This is a genomic window from Massilia sp. AB1, from assembly GCF_018119385.1.
Taxonomy (GTDB): Bacteria; Pseudomonadota; Gammaproteobacteria; order Burkholderiales; family Burkholderiaceae_D; genus Telluria.
The window spans coordinates 24421-39989 of sequence record NZ_JAGKSG010000041.1 but is presented as its reverse complement, the minus strand read 5'-3'; the positions used below and the strand labels follow the sequence as shown (position 1 = coordinate 39989).

General features: G+C 65.9%; 14 protein-coding genes and 1 pseudogene. 9 read left to right on the top strand and 6 right to left on the bottom strand.

All coding sequences use genetic code 11. From position 1 onward, the window contains the following. The 3 genes and pseudogenes from J8847_RS19335 to J8847_RS19325 form a co-directional block, all read left to right on the top strand. Positions 1 to 185, top strand: a pseudogene (locus tag J8847_RS19335) (triphosphoribosyl-dephospho-CoA synthase); the annotation flags it as partial. 55 nt (positions 186 to 240) lie between these two features. Further along, positions 241 to 1095, top strand: coding sequence for an ACP S-malonyltransferase (locus tag J8847_RS19330; protein ID WP_229513046.1), 855 nt, complete (start codon positions 241 to 243; stop codon positions 1093 to 1095). A gap of 95 nt (positions 1096 to 1190) precedes the next feature. After that, entirely contained in the window at positions 1191 to 1331 is a 141-nt protein-coding gene (locus J8847_RS19325) for a hypothetical protein (RefSeq protein ID WP_211526340.1), read from the top strand. A gap of 75 nt (positions 1332 to 1406) precedes the next feature. Here J8847_RS19325 and J8847_RS19320 read toward each other — a convergent pair whose 3' ends face one another. Continuing rightward, entirely contained in the window at positions 1407 to 2537 is a 1131-nt protein-coding gene (locus tag J8847_RS19320) for a GNAT family N-acetyltransferase (RefSeq protein WP_211526339.1), read from the bottom strand. Positions 2538 to 2587: 50 nt separating this feature from the next. Here J8847_RS19320 and J8847_RS19315 point away from each other — a divergent pair, with 50 nt between their 5' ends. Both J8847_RS19315 and J8847_RS19310 read left to right on the top strand, forming a co-directional pair. Continuing rightward, positions 2588 to 4636 (top strand): NAD(+) synthase, encoded by a 2049-nt coding sequence (locus tag J8847_RS19315; RefSeq protein WP_211526338.1) that lies wholly within the window; start codon positions 2588 to 2590, stop codon positions 4634 to 4636. A 24-nt stretch (positions 4637 to 4660) separates the two neighbouring features. Then, the gene (locus J8847_RS19310) at positions 4661 to 4999 is read left to right on the top strand and encodes a P-II family nitrogen regulator (RefSeq protein WP_211526337.1); all 339 of its coding nucleotides are present in this window, start codon (positions 4661 to 4663) and stop codon (positions 4997 to 4999) included. 43 nt (positions 5000 to 5042) lie between these two features. On the opposite strand, the gene J8847_RS19305 is transcribed toward J8847_RS19310, so the two are convergent. The 4 genes from J8847_RS19305 to trxB form a co-directional block, all read right to left on the bottom strand. Beyond that, the gene (locus J8847_RS19305) at positions 5043 to 5648 is read right to left on the bottom strand and encodes a trimeric intracellular cation channel family protein (protein WP_211526336.1); all 606 of its coding nucleotides are present in this window, start codon (positions 5646 to 5648) and stop codon (positions 5043 to 5045) included. Positions 5649 to 5711: 63 nt separating this feature from the next. Next, positions 5712 to 7889, bottom strand: a complete 2178-nt coding sequence (locus J8847_RS19300; protein WP_229429953.1) for an ATP-binding protein — start codon at positions 7887 to 7889, stop codon at positions 5712 to 5714. Between the two features lie 171 nt (positions 7890 to 8060). Continuing rightward, entirely contained in the window at positions 8061 to 8729 is a 669-nt protein-coding gene (locus J8847_RS19295) for a Smr/MutS family protein (protein WP_211526335.1), read from the bottom strand. 12 nt (positions 8730 to 8741) lie between these two features. Then, complete coding sequence (gene trxB / locus J8847_RS19290) at positions 8742 to 9698, bottom strand: thioredoxin-disulfide reductase (RefSeq protein WP_211526334.1); 957 nt, start codon at positions 9696 to 9698, stop codon at positions 8742 to 8744. 193 nt (positions 9699 to 9891) lie between these two features. On the opposite strand from trxB, the gene J8847_RS19285 reads away from it, so the two are divergent. Next, the gene (locus J8847_RS19285) at positions 9892 to 12381 is read left to right on the top strand and encodes a DNA translocase FtsK (protein WP_211526333.1); all 2490 of its coding nucleotides are present in this window, start codon (positions 9892 to 9894) and stop codon (positions 12379 to 12381) included. Positions 12382 to 12431: 50 nt separating this feature from the next. Beyond that, the gene (gene lolA / locus J8847_RS19280; RefSeq protein WP_229429952.1) at positions 12432 to 13058 is read left to right on the top strand and encodes an outer membrane lipoprotein chaperone LolA; all 627 of its coding nucleotides are present in this window, start codon (positions 12432 to 12434) and stop codon (positions 13056 to 13058) included. Between the two features lie 3 nt (positions 13059 to 13061). On the opposite strand, the gene J8847_RS19275 is transcribed toward lolA, so the two are convergent. After that, positions 13062 to 13598 carry a hypothetical protein gene (locus J8847_RS19275; RefSeq protein WP_211526331.1) on the bottom strand — a complete coding sequence of 179 codons (537 nt, stop codon included), beginning with the start codon at positions 13596 to 13598 and terminating at the stop codon, positions 13062 to 13064. 158 nt (positions 13599 to 13756) lie between these two features. Here J8847_RS19275 and J8847_RS19270 point away from each other — a divergent pair, with 158 nt between their 5' ends. Together J8847_RS19270 and J8847_RS19265 are read left to right on the top strand one after the other, a co-directional pair. Continuing rightward, positions 13757 to 15070, top strand: a complete 1314-nt coding sequence (locus J8847_RS19270; RefSeq protein WP_211526330.1) for a replication-associated recombination protein A — start codon at positions 13757 to 13759, stop codon at positions 15068 to 15070. Positions 15071 to 15265: 195 nt separating this feature from the next. After that, positions 15266 to 15466, top strand: a complete 201-nt coding sequence (locus J8847_RS19265) for a hypothetical protein (RefSeq protein ID WP_211526329.1) — start codon at positions 15266 to 15268, stop codon at positions 15464 to 15466. The last annotated feature ends 103 nt before the right edge of the window (positions 15467 to 15569 follow it).

Below are 15569 nucleotides of genomic sequence, written 5' to 3'. Positions count from 1 at the left end.
CCCCCCCGTCCCCCCCCCCCCCGCGCGCGGGGCCCGCCGCGGGCGCCACGGCGGCCATCGGCTGGCAGGCGACCGCGCTGGTCAGCCACCGTGCCTTCGTCGCGGCGCGCCTGTCGCCGGGCGGCGCGGCCGACCTGCTGGCGGCGGCCTGCCTGGTGCATGGCGCCTGCGGAGGAGAGGTCTGAGATGGCTGCGCGGCTCGTCCTCCTGTGCCCCGGCCAGGGTTTTCAATCGCCCGCCATGTATGACATGGCGCGCAGCGATCCGCGTGCGAGTGCCTTGCTGGACGGCTGGCTGGCCGACGCCGGGCTGGACGAGGATGCCACGCTGTTCACGAACCGCGTCGCCCAGCCGGCCATCGTGGCGGCGACGCTCGCCACCTGGACGGCGCTCGGGGACACCGTCCCGCCGCCGTCCCTGGTGGCGGGCTACAGCATCGGGGAGCTGGCCGCCCTTGGCGTCGCCGGAGCGCTCGATCCGCGCGACGCCGTCCTGCTGGCAGGCGAGCGCGCCCGGCTGATGGACGCCTGCCGCGCGGGCGGCCCGGCCCAGACGATGGTCGCGCTCTCCGGGCTCACCGTCAGCCACGCCGAGGACATGCTCCAGCCTTTCGGCTTCCACGTCGCCATCGTCACGGGCGAGGACAGTTTCGTCGCGGGAGGCCCCGCTGACCGCAGCGACGCGCTCGCGATCCGGGCCCTGGCTTCGGGGGCGCACGCCACCATGCTCTCGGTCGAGATCGCGTCGCACACGCCTTTCATGCGGGACGCCGTCGCGCCCTTCCAGGTGCTGCTGGCCGGGCAGAAGTGGCGCATGCCGGCCATGCCGGTGGTCTCGGGGATCAGCGCCGAGTTGATCGAACAGCCACAGGTGGCGGCATCGCACCTGGCGCGCCAGCTCGCCGAGCCGATTCGCTGGAAAGACTGCATGGATGCGTGTTCGGAATTCGGCGCGAGCGTGGCGCTGGAGCTGGGGCCGGGCGCGGCCCTGTCGCGCATGTTGCAGGCGCGCCACCCGCACATCGCCTGCCGCTCGGTGTCGGAGTTCCGTTCGCTGGATGGCGTACGCTCCTGGCTGAATCGCCATGCGGACTAACATTCATCAAAAGAATATCTGGTATTGCCACTCGGAATTGGAAATTCATCGTCGACGCCTATATAACGGTAGTATCGTTGTCCAAGGAGCCGAACGTGAACAAGTTTATCCATGCAGTCAAAGCAACGCTGATGGCGGCCGCGCGCGCCCGCGCCAAGCAGATCATGCTCAAGCAGGAGCAGGTTTCCCAGCCGTGGAAAGAAGTCTATAGCGCGAACGCCGGCGGCTGGAAGTAATCCCGCCGAGCAGCCAAGCGACAAGCCGGGCCCGTCATCGTACGGGCCCGGCTTTTTTATCGTCCCCACGCATGGTCAACGGAAGGGCGTGCGCTCGTTCAGCTCGTCCATGTACTCGTCGATGCCGCCGCTTTCACGTTCCAGGAAGCGCTGGACCGCGTCGGCGAAGGAGGGATGGGCCAGCCAGTGCGCCGACCAGGTCTTGGTAGGGAGGAAGCCGCGCGCCATTTTGTGCTCGCCCTGGGCGCCGCCTTCGAACACGGCGATCTTCTGCTCGATGCAGAATTCCAGCGGCTGGTAGTAGGACGCCTCGAAGTGCAGGCAAGGCACGTGTTCCAGCTCGCCCCAGTAGCGCCCGTACAGGGTGGTCTCGTCGTGGATGACGAGCGAGGCCGCCACCGGTTGGCCCTCGCGCTCCGCGATCACGAGCAGGATGTTGTCCGGCATGGCCGCGCCGATGCGCCGGAAGAAGTCCAGGTTCAGGTAGGGCGTCGAATAGTGCGCCTTGTAGGTGTTGCGGTAGCAGCGGTTGAACAGCACCCAGTCCGCGTCTTGCGCATCGCGCCCGCGCACGCGGCGCAGCGTGACGCCCGCTTCGCGCACCTTGCGCCGTTCGGCGCGGATGTTCTTGCGCTTCTTGTGTTCGAGCGTGGCCAGGAAGTCCTCGAAGCTGGCGTAGCCCTGGTTCAGCCAGTGGAACTGCACCCCGCTGCGCAGCATGAAGCCGGCGTCTTCCAGCTGGCGCGCCTCTTCCCCGGGTGGAAACAGGATATGCGTGGACGACACCTCGCTGGCCGACTGGGTGGCCTTGAGCACCTCGACCAGGGCCGTGCGCGCCTTCGCGTCGCGCGCCAGCAGGCGCGGGCCGCTCACCGGCGTGAAGGGGATGGCCGACAGCAGCTTCGGATAATAGTCGAGCCCATGGCGCTGGTAGGCGTCGGCCCAGGCCCAGTCGAACACGTACTCGCCGTAGGAGTGGCCCTTGACGTACAGGGGCAGGGCGGCGGCCAGGGTTTCACCTTCGTACAGCACGATGTATTGCGGCTGCCAGCCCGTCTCCGGCGCGGCGCTGCCCGACTCGTGCAGGGCGTGAAGGAAGGCGTAGGATAGGAAGGGGTTGGGCTGCTCCTGTACTCGTACCAGGGCGTCCCATTCCGCTTGGCCGACGTCGGACAGAGAAGAAACGATATGCGTGCGATAATTCAAAATTGCTTCCTAAAATGTCTTCCACCAAAGAAGAAGAGAACGGCCTTACCATGAACAGCCCATTCTTCAACCTCTACTCGCACCACTTCGCCCGCGTCGCGGTAGCCATCCCGCGCTGCCGGATCGCCGACCCCGCGTACAACGTCGAGCAGACCATCCTTCTTGCGCGCCAGGCCGCGGAGCAGGGCGCCGCGCTGGTGGCCTTCCCGGAACTGGGCCTGTCCGCCTACAGCTGCGACGACCTGTTCCACCAGCGAGCGCTGCTCGACGCCTGCCTGGACGGCCTGGCCAATATCGTCGAAGCCTCGCGCTCGATGCCGCTGGCGCTGGTCGTCGGCCTGCCGCTGCGGGTCAACCACATGCTCTTCAATTGCGCCGCCGTGGTGGCCAATGGCCGGGTGCTGGGCGTGGTGCCAAAGAGCTTCCTGCCTAATTATGGCGAGTTTTACGAATCCCGGCAGTTCACGCCGGCGGATTGCGCCGCCGTGGACCAGATCGAGCTGTTCGGCGAGATCGTGCCCTTCGGCCCCAACCAGCTGTTCGAGGTCGAGAACCTGCCGCTGCTGCGTTTCCACGTCGAGATCTGCGAAGACGTCTGGGTGCCGGTGCCGCCGTCGTCCTTCGCGGCCATGGCCGGCGCCACGGTGCTGGTCAACCTGTCGGCCTCCAACGTCGTGGTGGGCAAGAGCGGCTACCGCCACCAGCTGGTATCCCAGCAGTCGGCGCGCTGCCTGGCGGCCTACCTGTACACCTCGGCCGGACGGGGCGAATCGACCACCGACATGGCCTGGGACGGCCAGTCGCTGATCTACGAAAAGGGCGATCTGCTGGCCGAGTCGGAACGCTTCAGCGACGAGTCGCATGTCATCTTCGCCGACGTCGACCTGGAGCGCCTGTCGAACGAGCGCATGCACGCGACCACCTTCGCGCAGTCGGTGCGCCGCCATGCGGCCGACGTCTCGGCTTTCCGCGTGATTCCCTTCCATCTCGACCTGCCGCTGCAGGGCGTGCTGCCCCTGAACCGCAACGTGGAGCGCTTCCCCTACGTGCCGGCCGACCAGGCGCGCCGCGACGAGCGCTGCACCGAGGTCTACAACATCCAGGTCCAGGCCCTGATCCAGCGCCTGTCCTCGAGCGGCATCAAGAAGGTCGTGATCGGCGTCTCCGGCGGCCTGGATTCGACCCACGCGCTGCTAGTCTGCGCCAAGACCATGGACCGCCTGGGCCTGCCGCGCACGAATATCCTGGCCTATACCATGCCGGGCTTCGCCACCAGCGAGCGCACCCTCAAGCAGGCGCGCGACCTGATGCAGGCGGTGGGCTGCAGCGCCCAGGAGATCGACATCCGTCCGAGCTGCATCCAGATGCTGAAGGACCTCGGTCACCCGTATGCCGAGGGCGAGGCGAAGTACGACATCACCTTCGAGAACGTGCAGGCGGGCGAGCGCACCAACCACCTGTTCCGCCTGGCGAACTTCCATAACGCGATCGTGATCGGCACCGGCGACCTGTCGGAGCTGGCGCTGGGCTGGTGCACCTATGGCGTGGGCGACCACATGTCGCACTACAACGTCAACGCGAGCGTGCCCAAGACCCTGATCTCCTACCTGGTGCGCTGGGTGGCCGAGACCGGCGCCGTGGTCGATGGCGGCAAGGACGTGCTGCTGAATATCCTGAATACCGAGATCAGCCCCGAGCTGGTCCCGGGCGGGGCAAGCGATAGCAAGCCGGCCCAGAGCACGCAGGATGTGATCGGCCCCTACGAGCTGCAGGACTTCAACCTCTATTACACGCTGCGCTTCGGCTTCAAGCCGAGCAAGGTCGCTTTCCTCTCCTACTGCGCGTGGCACAAGCGCGAGCAGGGCAAGTGGCCGGATCCGGATGGCGTGCGCAACGAGTACGAACTCGCGGCCATCAAGCGCAACCTGTCGATCTTCCTGTACCGCTTCTTCAAGACCAGCCAGTTCAAGCGTTCCTGCGTGCCGAACGGCCCGAAGGTCGGCAATGGCGGCTCGCTGTCGCCGCGCGGCGACTGGCGCGCGCCGTCCGATTCCGAGGCCACCGTGTGGCTGGACGACCTGGCGAATATTCCTGACTAACCTAAAATAAAAAGGACGATAGAGATGAAACAAATTACCTGCGTGATCAAGCCGTTCAAGCTCGACGAAGTGCGCGAGGCGCTGGCCGAGGTGAACGTGACCGGCCTGACCGTGACCGAAGTGAAGGGCTTCGGCCGCCAGAAGGGCCATACCGAGCTGTATCGCGGCGCGGAGTATGTGGTGGACTTCCTGCCGAAGGTGAAGATAGAAGTCGTGGTGGACGATTCGATGGCGGATCAGGTGGTGGATGCGATCATCAAGGCTGCGCGCACGGGGAAGATCGGCGATGGCAAGATCTTTGTACAGAACGTGGAGCAGGTGATCCGTATTCGTACGGGCGAGACGGGCGCGGACGCGGTCTGATCGACGGTGGAACCTGGGTCCCGGCCTCCGCCGGGACGACGGCTTAGCGGCCCATCCGCATGTCGAAGCGCCAGCTCAGCAAGCGCAGGCTGCTGATGAACAGGGCGCTCGACCACAGGGCGAAGTCGTGCGGCGCATCGTACTTGCGCATCAGGAGGAACAGCCAGTTCCCCAGGAAGGCGCAAATCGCATAGGGCTTCCCGTCCCGGAACACCATCGGCACTTCGTTGCAGACGATATCGCGCAGCACGCCGCCGAAGATCCCCGTAATCACCCCCATCATCGAGGCGATGAAGATCGGCATGCCGGCATCGAGCGCCGCCGATACGCCCGCGATCGAGAACAATCCCAGTCCCACCGCGTCGGCGATCACGATCAGGCGCTCCGACACGATCTGGCGCAGCGTGCGGATCAGGGGCGAGGCCACCAGCGCCAGCACGAAGATCAAGATCGCGTACTCCTGGTGCGTCACCCAGAACAGCGGCCGCTTGTCGAGCAGGATGTCGCGCAGGGTGCCGCCGCCGAAGGCGGTGATGAAGGCGACCGTGAATACCCCGACCAGGTCCATGCGCTTGCGCCGCGCTTCGATGAAGCCCGAGAAGGCGCCGACCAGGATCGCCATGATTTCGATGAACTTGATGAGGGTCATGCAGGTGCGGGTAGCCAGTGACCTTGCTAGACTACCACGCCACTTGGCATTCTGGTAAGCCGTCTAGGACGCCAGCGGGAGCCGCACCGTGAAGACCACGTGCCCGTTCTCGAAACGATAGGCGATCTCGCCCTGGTGCTCGCGCACGATTTGCTGGGCGATGTAGAGACCGAGCCCAAGGCCGGTGCGGTTGCGCGGGTTGTTCAGCGAGCCGCGCTTGAAGGGATTGAACAGGTTGGCCGCGACGTCCTCCGGAATCGGCGTCCCGCGGTTCGACACCTCCAGCACCGCCATCCCCTCCTGCCGGGTGAGGCAGACGCGGATCGGCTGCCCAGGCTCGCCATGGTGGCGTGCATTGCTCAGGAGGTTGGACAGCACCTGGCCCAGGCGTCCCTTGTCCGCCTTGACCGTGGCGCGCTCGTCGCACACCAGGTCGAAGACGATGGTGGGATAGGCCAGCCGCGCCTCGTCGATCAGGTCCTTCACCAGGTCCGACAGCTCGAGCGCGTCGAGCGCCACGCCGAGGTCCATGCCGCGGTCGAGTCGGCTCATGTCCAGCACCTGGCCGATCATGCGCTGCATGCGGTTGGTCGAGGACTGGATGCGCTTGCCCAGGCCCTGCTGGTTGTTCCCGCGCTCCAGCACCATGCCGGCCATGTTGATCGAATGGAGCGGGTCGCGCAAGTCGTGGCCCAGCATCGCGAGCAGCTGGGCGCGCGTGGCCTCGTGCTGGGCGCGGCGCGAGTTCGCGGCGCGCATCAGTTCCGCCAGGGTCAGGCGGGCATTGGACAGCACTGTCGCTTCCCAGGGATGGGCCTTGCCGCGCACAGTCTCGTACCAGGCGTCAAAGGAGCCGCGCGGCGTCAGGCGCGCACCCAGCGGGCCGACCTGCACCGTCTTCTCGGGGCGGCCGCCCCATGCCACCTGTTCGATTTCCTCGACGCGCAGCAGCACGCACCAGCCGTTGGCGGCCGGGTCGTAGGGCAGGGCCAGCATGCCGACCCACTTGCCCAGGCGCTCGCGCAGTTCTTCGGGCCAGTCGGCCAGGCCTTCGCGCACCACGATGTCCTGCGGTTCGGCCGGCAGCGAGGCGATCACCGCCTCCGCGAGGCCAGGCGGCAGTTCGCCATGGCTGAGGATGCGGCCGTCGACGGCGGCGATCATGGCCTGGGCATGCGAGGACGTGACCAGCGCCTGCGCGTGGCGCGCCAGCGTGTCGAGCGGATCTTCGTCCAGCAGCAGCGACTCGACCAGGCTGGAGCGCATGACGGCCGCCTGTTCGACCAGGTCGGCGTCCTGCCTGGCTTCGATGCTGTGGATGGTCGAGGCGATCACCTGGGCCAGCACGTCGGCCGCCATCCGGATGGCGTAGGGTACGAGCTTGCGCGACATGTGGTGGCAGGCGATCAGGCCCCACAGGCGGCCATTGATAACGATGGACACGCTCATCGAGGCGCCCACGCCCATGTTCTTCAGGTATTCGACGTGCACCGGCGACACGCTGCGCAGCACCGCGAAGCTCATGTCCAGCGGCGCGGCCCCCGGTTCGCCCAGCAGCGGCACGGCGTTGTAGTCGACGTCCGCGATCATGCGCAGGGTGTTGAGCATGTACAGGCGGCGCGCCTGGGCCGGGATGTCCGTGGCCGGATAACGCTGGTGCAAGTAGGGCGTCAGGTCCTCGCGGCGCGCTTCGGCGACCACGTCGCCGCTGTCGTCTGGGCGGAAACGATAGGCCATCACGCGGTCGAAGCCGGTGAAGTCGCGCACCTGGCGCACGGCCGCGTCGAGCAGGCCATCGATGGTCTTCTGGCGGCGCAGGCGGTCGATCGAGCCGTGCGCCTTGACGGCGAACAGCACCACTTCCTCGGCCGGGGTCTCGCGCAGCTCGAACTCGGCCACGATGCGGCCGTTCGCGCAATGCACCACGCAATCGACATCCGCGTCGTTGATCGTCAGGGAGGTCACGGCGGGCGATGTATCGGCCTCGTCGCGCGGCGTCATGCACAGCGCGATCAGTTCCTGTGCGGCATCGGGCAAGGGCAAGTCATCGTAGAACGCGCCCAGGGCAGGGTCGAAGCCCAGCAGGGCCGCCGCGTTGGCGCTCCAGCCTTCGAGCCGTCCATCCGAATGGAAGAAGAGCAGGGCGCCATGGGGCTGGATCGAGCCCGGCAGGTGGATTGGTTCATCCGCGCACGACAGGAGATCGACCTGGCGTCCATGCTCCATCGGGACTGCTTGCATTGCCTTCAATCGTCCTTCCTCTCAGTGAAGTGTCAAGCATAGGCGCGCGCATATGCACGGGTTCGTGCGCATTCTAACGCTCACAGAGGATTCCGGGTGCGAATTGCAACATTGAGAGGAAAGTATGTAACAAGAAAGACACGCCTTCTTGTCAACAGGGCGTGGCGACGTTCAATAGTCGAGGGCAGGCCGCAGCAGCACGATCAGCGCCCCGTGGCCGCCGTCGGTCTTGCCGGCGACGCAGAAGGCGATCACTTCGCTCTTCTGTACCAGCCAGCTGTGCACGATGCCGCGCAGCACCGGTTCGCCCTTGGGCGAGCCATAGCCGATGCCGTGGATGACGCGCACGCAGCGCACGCCGCGCTTGTTGGCGCGGTGGAGGAAATCGGTGAGCGCATCGCGCGCTTCGTCGCGGTTCATGCCGTGCAGGTCGAGCTCGTCCTGCACCGGCCAGTGGCGCTTGCGCAGTTTGCGCACCACGTCCGGGCCGACGCCGTCCTGGGCGTAGCTGAGGGTGGGGTCTTCGTCCAGCAGGCCTTCGACGTCGAACTGGTCCGACAGCGATTCGCGCAGCACCGCCTCGGTTTCCTCCTCGGGAGTGAGGGGCCTGGCGGACTGGGCGGCCTTGTTGGGCGCTACGTACACCGGGCGGTGCACGTAGCGGTTCGACTCGGGCATCTTCTTGACGTCCTGCATCGCGCTGCGGAATTCCACAGCGCGCTCGCGCGCGATGCGCTCCCGCTTCTCGCGCTCGGCCTTCTCGATGGCGCGCAGGCGCTCGTCTTCCTTGAGCTTGTCGCGCAAGCCCTTGAGTTCGGAGAAATCCTTCATGCCCGCCATCGCTGTTCCTTGTCAGCCCTCCAGCGCTTCCAGGTAGCGCTGGGCGTCGAGCGCAGCCATGCAGCCGGTGCCGGCGCTGGTGATCGCTTGACGATAGATGTGATCCTGCACGTCGCCGGCGGCGAACACGCCCGGGACGCTGGTCGCGGTGGCCATGCCTTCGGTGCCGGACTGGGTCTTGATATAGCCGTCCTTCATTTCGAGCTGGCCTTCGAAGATCCCGGTGTTCGGCTTGTGGCCGATCGCCACGAACAGGCCGTGCACGGTCAGGTCCTTGGTCGCGCCGTCGGTGGTCGACTTGATGCGCAGGCCGGTCACGCCGCCTTCGTTGCCCAGGACTTCGTCCAGGGTGTGGTTATATTCCAACACCACTTTGCCTTCCTCGACCTTGTGCAGCAGGCGGTCGACCAGGATCGGCTCGGCGCGGAATTTGTCGCGGCGGTGGATCAGGGTGACCTTGGAGGCGATGTTCGACAGGTACAGGGCTTCCTCGACCGCGGTGTTGCCGCCGCCAATCACCGCCACTTCCTGGTTGCGGTAGAAGAAGCCGTCGCAGGTGGCGCAGGCCGACACGCCTCGGCCCATGAAGGCCTGTTCCGATTCCAGGCCCAGGTACTGGGCCGAGGCGCCGGTGGCGATGATCAGGGCGTCGCAGGTGTATTCGTGGGCGTCGCCCTTCAGGCGGATCGGCTTTTCATTCAGGAAAGTCGTGTGGATATGGTCGAACACGATCTCGGTGCTGAAGCGCTCGGCGTGCTGCAGCAGGCGCTGCATCAGTTCCGGGCCCTGCACGCCCATCGGGTCGCCCGGCCAGTTTTCCACGTCGGTGGTCGTCATCAGTTGGCCGCCTTGCTCGACGCCAGTCACCAGCATCGGCTTCAGGTTCGCGCGGGCTGCGTACACGGCAGCACTGTAGCCGGCGGGACCGGAACCGAGAATCAGGACTTTGGCGTGTTTGGTAGTAGTCATGGCGGCACTTCCTAATATATAGACAGACGGAAATTGGGGACGGCCGGGGCAGAATCAAGGCCCGCGAGGTCCGGCGAGAGCAGGCGGGATTATAGACGATGATGCACGTAAGCATGAATCGTGGTCCAACGCGACCATATATCCTTTAAAATGGCTGGATCGTCCTTAGCGAACACTTCCGCAGTACCCCAGCATGAGCAAGAATTCAACTGCCAGCACTTCAGGTTACACCCGTACCCAGGGCGCCGCTCGCCGGCCGCTGCCAGGCCGCCTTTCGCGCCTGCTGTCGGAAGCGCGCTGGATCGCCGGCGCGGTGGCCTTCCTGTATTTCGTGCTCATTTTGTTAAGTTATAATAAGGCCGACCCCGGCTGGTCGCACGCCAACGTCGTCCCCAAGATCGCCAACCTGGGCGGCCGCGCCGGCGCCTGGCTGTCCGACCTGCTGCTGTTCATCTTCGGTTTCTCCGCCTGGTGGTGGGGCGTGATCTTCCTGCGCCAGGTATGGCAGGGCTGGCGCCGCCTGACAGACAAGCTGGGCACCGTGTCCGACGAGCCCGAGCACCACGGCGAGCTGTACGTGCGCTGGATCGGCTTTGCGCTGATGTTCGCCGGCAGCCTGGGCCTGGAATACCTGCGCATGTGGTCCTGGGACGTCGAATTGCCGCGCGCGCCCGGCGGCGTGCTCGGCCAGCTGATCGGCCACAGCGCCCACGTGACTTTCGGCTTCACCGGCGCCACCTTGCTCCTGCTGCTGCTGTTCGGCCTGGGCTTTTCGCTGTTCTTCCAGGTATCCTGGCTGGCCGTGGCCGAGCGCATCGGCGAGACTGTCGAGCGCGCCGTGGATTGGTTCCGCCTGCGCTACGAAGACCGCGAAGACCGCAGGCAGGGCGAAGCCGCCGCCGTCAAGCGCGACGAAGTGGTGGTACATGAGCGCGCCAAGTTCACCGAGAAGCATTCGAACGCGCCGATCGCCGTGGTCAAGGCCGAGCCGACTTTCGATTCGCTGCCGCCCCCCGCGCCCGCTGCGAGCGCCGCACCCGCTGCGGCGCCGGCCCCGGTGCCGGCTGCCCAGCCGTTGCCGAGCGCCCAGGCCGCGGCGCCGAGCATCAAGATCGAGCCGCAAATGGTCAGCGTGCCCAAGTCCGAGCGCGCCCAGAAGGAAATGCAGACACCGCTGTTCCACGAACTGGCGGGCGACTCGCCCCTGCCGCCGCTGGCGCTGCTGGACGAAGCCCCGCCGGCCCAGGAAACCGTGGCCGTCGAGACCCTGGAGTTCACCAGCCGCCTGATCGAGAAGAAGCTGTCCGACTTCGGCGTCGAAGCCAAGGTGGTGGCCGCCTATCCGGGTCCGGTCGTCACCCGCTACGAGATCGAGCCGGCTACCGGCGTCAAGGGCAGCCAGATCGTCAACCTGGCGCGCGACCTGGCGCGTTCGCTGTCGCTCACCTCCATCCGCGTGGTCGAGACCATCCCGGGCAAGAACTACATGGCGCTCGAGCTGCCGAATCCGAAGCGCCAGATCGTGCGCCTGTCCGAGATCGTCGGTTCGAAGGTCTATGGCGACAGCGCCTCGGCCCTGACGGTTGCGCTGGGCAAGGACATCGCCGGCAAGCCGGTCTGCGCCGACCTGGCCAAGATGCCCCACCTGCTGGTGGCGGGTACGACCGGCTCGGGTAAATCGGTGGGCATCAACGCGACCATCCTGTCGCTGCTGTACAAGTCCGACCCGGCCGACGTGCGCCTGATCCTGATCGACCCGAAGATGCTGGAAATGTCGGTCTACGAGGGCATCCCGCACCTGCTGGCGCCGGTCGTGACCGACATGCGCCAGGCCGGACACGCCCTGAACTGGGCGGTGAACGAGATGGAGCGCCGCTACAAGCTGATGTCGAAGCTGGGCGTGCGTAACCTGGCCGGCTACAACGGCAAGATCATGGAAGCGGCCAAGCGCGAGGAGCACATCCCGAATCCGTTCTCGATCATGCCGGACAATCCCGAGCCGCTGGAAAAGCTGCCGACCATCGTCATCATCATCGACGAATTGGCCGACCTGATGATGGTCGTGGGCAAGAAGGTGGAAGAGCTGATCGCCCGTATCGCGCAGAAGGCGCGCGCGGCCGGCATCCACCTCATTCTTGCTACGCAGCGGCCGTCGGTGGACGTGATCACCGGCCTGATCAAGGCCAACATCCCGACCCGTATCGCCTTCCAGGTGTCGTCGAAGATCGATTCGCGCACCATTCTCGACCAGATGGGCGCCGAAACCCTGCTGGGCATGGGCGACATGCTCTACATGCCGCCGGGTACCGGCCTGCCGATCCGCGTGCACGGCGCCTTCGTCTCCGACGACGAAGTGCATCGAGTTGTAAAACATCTTCAATCGCTGGGCGAACCGAATTACATTGAGGGCATTCTCGAAGGCGGCACGCTGGAAGAAGGCGGCGGCGCCGACGGGGTGCCGGCGGGCGAGGGCGGCGGCGAGTCCGACGCCATGTACGACCAGGCGGTGCAGGTGGTGCTCAAGAACCGCCGCGCATCGATCTCGCTGGTGCAGCGCCACCTGCGCATCGGCTACAACCGCGCCGCGCGCCTGCTGGAACAGATGGAGCAGAGCGGCGTGGTCTCGCCGATGCAATCGAACGGCAACCGCGACATCCTGGTCCCGGCTGCCAGCGCCGAATAATCCGCCGACGCGCGCTACGCGCGGCGGCGGACCCAACAAGAGGAATGCCGATGAAATTCACGACTCACATTAGCGCACTGATCGCTACCCTGGCCTTGTCCGGCGCCGCCCAAGCCGGCGCCCTGGACCAGCTGAAAGCCTTCGCCTCCGGCACCAAGGCCGCCAAAGGCGAATTCACCCAGCAGCAGCAAGGCAAGACCAAGAGCGGCAAGGCCGCCCCGGTGTCGAGCGGCAGCTTCGTGTTCGCCCGTCCCGGCAAGTTCATCTGGACCTATCAGAAGCCCTACGAACAGGTGCTGCAGGCCGACGGCGACCAGCTCTACATCTACGACAAGGACCTGAACCAGGTGACGGTCAAGAAGCTGGGCAATGCGCTCGGCTCCTCGCCGGCCGCGATCCTGTTCGGCAGTAACAACCTGGAGCAGAACTTCACCCTGTCCGAAGCGGGCGAGCGCGACGGCGCCGAATGGCTGAACGCCGTGCCCAAGGCCAAGGACACCACCTTCGAGCAGATCAGCATCGGCCTGAAGGGCGGGGTGCCGGTGGCGATGGAACTGAAGGACAGCTTCGGCCAGACCTCGGTGCTGAAGTTCACCAGCTTCCAGCGCAATCCCCAGCTGGCGGCCCAGCAGTTCAAGTTCGAGATCCCGCAGGGCGCGGACGTCGTCAAGCAATAAACCTCAATAGATCTGCGTGCGCAAGTCGATGTGCTTGCGCGGCGCCAGGTCGACCAGCGCACGGTCAGTGGGCGCCTCCAGCAGCGCGACCCAGACCGTGTGCTCTTCATAGAAGTAGGAACGGTTCGAGCCGCCCAGCGATGCGTGGAAGCGTCCGTTCCAGTCGATCCGCACCGCCTCGCCCAGCTGTCCCGTGAACAGCGGCGCCGGCAGATGGCCCGGCCAGCGCGTGGTGAGCATCCCGCTCCAGGGCTGGTCCAGCCTGACCTCGAACCCATCGCGTGTCCTGTGCGCCCGGACGTTGTCCGGCCGTAGCGGACGGTCCTCGTGCCAGGCGGGATCGCCGAAACTGCGAATGCGTTCCACCGGTATGAAACCGTCCTGTTCCAGCGCCATGATCTCGTGGCGCAGCGTGCCGTCGTTGCTCAGTTGCGGCAGCAGGTGGGCGCGCGGCACGGCAAGCCGGGCGGGCGCTTCGGCGGCGGCGCGCGTGGCCTTGGTCCAGCGCAGCCAGGTGTCCTGCATGATCAAGACGGGCATGATGAGCGAAAAGAGGAAGGAGAAGCCGTCATTATAAGGAGTGCCGCGTGGCGTCAGCGCGGCGGCGGCACTGATCGGCTACACTAGGCGCCTAGACAACCTCGATGTACAGATGAACCAGACGCCCGCCCGCGCGGCGCGCCTTGCCGGAGGCCGCCATGGATGACCTTTTCAAGACCGAACCCTCGCCACCCCTGGCTGAAGCCCTGCGTCCGCGCACCATCGGGGAAGTGATCGGCCAGAGCCACCTGCTGGGCGAAGGCAAGCCCCTGAACCTGGTGTTCAAGTCGGGCAAGCCGCATTCGATGATCCTGTGGGGCCCGCCCGGCGTCGGCAAGACCACGCTCGCGCGCCTCACCGCGTATGCCTTCGACTGCGAGTTCATCGCCTTGTCGGCCGTGCTGTCCGGCGTGAAGGACATCCGCGCCGCCGTCGAGCAGGCCGAGCATTACCTCCAGCAGGGCAAGCACACCATCCTGTTCATCGACGAGATCCACCGCTTCAACAAGTCGCAGCAGGACGCCTTGCTGCCCTTCGTCGAATCGGGCCTGGTCACCCTGATCGGCGCGACAACCGAGAACCCATCCTTCGAGGTCAACTCGGCATTGCTGTCGCGCTCCCAGGTATATGTGCTCAAGGCCCTGAGCGACAAGGAGATGCGCCAGCTGCTCAAGCGCGCCCAGGAGCGCGTGCTGCAGCACCTGACGTTCGACGAAGTGGCCATCGACACCCTGGTCGGCTATGCCGACGGCGATGCGCGCCGCTTCCTCAACCTGCTGGAGCAGACCAAGACCTCGGCCGACACGGCCGGCATCCAGCGCATCACCGCCGAGTTCGTGGAGAACGCGCTGACGCTCAACGCACGCCGTTTCGACAAGGGCGGCGACAACTTCTACGACCAGATCTCGGCCCTGCACAAATCGGTGCGCGGCTCGAACCCGGACGCGGCCCTGTACTGGCTGTGCCGCATGCTGGACGGCGGCGCCGACCCCAAGTACCTGTCGCGCCGCATCGTGCGCATGGCCTGGGAAGACATCGGCATCGCCGACCCGCGCGCCATCCAGCTGGCCAACGACGCCGCCACCACCTTCGAGCGGCTCGGCTCGCCGGAAGGCGAGCTGGCGCTGGGCCAGGCCGTCATCTACCTGGCGATGGCGGCCAAGAGCAACGCCGGCTACAACGCCTTCAACGCGGCCATGGCCTTCGTGAGGAAGGACAAGTCGCGCGAGGTGCCGGTCCACCTGCGCAACGCACCGACCAAGCTGATGAAGGAACTCGGCTACGGCCACGAATACCGCTACGCGCACGACGAACCGCATGCGTATGCGGCGGGCGAAACCTACCTGCCGGACGGGATGCCGGAGCCCGGCTGGTACGAGCCCGTGCCGCGCGGGCTGGAGGCGAAAATCGGCGAGAAACTGACCTGGCTGCGCAGCCTCGACGACGAGGCGCGCTCGGGCGGAGAAGGGTAGCCGGGCACGTAGGGCGCGCAGGCTGGGCTCATCTGCGCGCTACTGTGCGCATCGCGCATTCATCGCACGCTCCGTCCGCGAATTCCGCATTCTGGGCCATCTTTTTTGCGCTTCATCGCAAGTCGATGGCGGCTCCGAGGGTCGATCGGTAAAGTTCAATCATACCGAATCACATTTGACCTGAAGGAGAGCACCATGAACATCCGTAAAAACTTCGAAGCCCTGTTCCTCGCCGCTGCAGCCCTGGGCCTGACCGTCAGCTTCGCTACCGCCAACGAGCGTCCTGTCGAGATCCTGCAATCGACCACCCCGGCCCTCGCCGACATGCATGTGCAGACCATCGTGATCAGCGCACCGCGCCTGAGCGCCGCCGAGAAAGCCAGCCTGAACGGTTAATTCCCGAGGGCTGGCGGGAGGCCCGGCAGCGCGATTGCCCGCATTGCTGCTGAATCTCGCAAATATTGGCTGTCGGCTTGGTACAATTGTGTTTTCGACATAC

Excerpts from the sequence above, each read along its gene's own strand:
- J8847_RS19330 (WP_229513046.1), top strand. The coding sequence starts at position 241 with ATGTATGACATGGCGCGCAGCGATCCGCGTGCGAGTGCCTTGCTGGAC.
- J8847_RS19315 (WP_211526338.1), top strand. The coding sequence starts at position 2,588 with ATGAACAGCCCATTCTTCAACCTCTACTCGCACCACTTCGCCCGCGTC.
- J8847_RS19310 (WP_211526337.1), top strand. The coding sequence starts at position 4,661 with ATGAAACAAATTACCTGCGTGATCAAGCCGTTCAAGCTCGACGAAGTG.
- J8847_RS19305 (WP_211526336.1), bottom strand. The coding sequence starts at position 5,648 with ATGACCCTCATCAAGTTCATCGAAATCATGGCGATCCTGGTCGGCGCC.
- J8847_RS19300 (WP_229429953.1), bottom strand. The coding sequence starts at position 7,889 with ATGCAAGCAGTCCCGATGGAGCATGGACGCCAGGTCGATCTCCTGTCG.
- J8847_RS19295 (WP_211526335.1), bottom strand. The coding sequence starts at position 8,729 with ATGGCGGGCATGAAGGATTTCTCCGAACTCAAGGGCTTGCGCGACAAG.
- trxB (WP_211526334.1), bottom strand. The coding sequence starts at position 9,698 with ATGACTACTACCAAACACGCCAAAGTCCTGATTCTCGGTTCCGGTCCC.
- J8847_RS19285 (WP_211526333.1), top strand. The coding sequence starts at position 9,892 with ATGAGCAAGAATTCAACTGCCAGCACTTCAGGTTACACCCGTACCCAG.
- lolA (WP_229429952.1), top strand. The coding sequence starts at position 12,432 with ATGAAATTCACGACTCACATTAGCGCACTGATCGCTACCCTGGCCTTG.
- J8847_RS19275 (WP_211526331.1), bottom strand. The coding sequence starts at position 13,598 with ATGCCCGTCTTGATCATGCAGGACACCTGGCTGCGCTGGACCAAGGCC.
- J8847_RS19270 (WP_211526330.1), top strand. The coding sequence starts at position 13,757 with ATGGATGACCTTTTCAAGACCGAACCCTCGCCACCCCTGGCTGAAGCC.
- J8847_RS19265 (WP_211526329.1), top strand. The coding sequence starts at position 15,266 with ATGAACATCCGTAAAAACTTCGAAGCCCTGTTCCTCGCCGCTGCAGCC.